This window comes from Bradyrhizobium uaiense, assembly GCF_010811875.1.
GTDB lineage: Bacteria > Pseudomonadota > Alphaproteobacteria > Rhizobiales > Xanthobacteraceae > Bradyrhizobium > Bradyrhizobium uaiense.
The window spans coordinates 1-242 of sequence record NZ_VKHP01001035.1 but is presented as its reverse complement, the minus strand read 5'-3'; the positions used below and the strand labels follow the sequence as shown (position 1 = coordinate 242).

At 59.5% G+C, this 242-nt stretch carries 1 protein-coding gene; it reads right to left on the bottom strand.

The features are described from left to right. A partial coding sequence (locus FNJ47_RS48650) for a transposase (protein WP_163163797.1) occupies window positions 1–242 on the bottom strand: 242 nt, incomplete at both ends.

Genomic DNA, 242 nt, shown 5'->3' with positions numbered 1-242 from the left:
CGTCAAAGACACAAGCGTTTGGCAATTTGCCGTCTTGCCGAGAGCCGACGCGTATTGAGCTGCAACACCAACCGAGCGTTCGCCCTTCTTCGGCAATGAGGTGTCATCAATGACCAGCACCGCATCCCTACCGCCGACAAGTCGGTCCGCCTGGTTGAGCAGTTCCGTCTCTAGCGGCGTCGCGTCCCAGATGCCGTCCGCAATGAAATGGTGCAGCTGGTCGTAGTTGCCCGTGGCAAGGC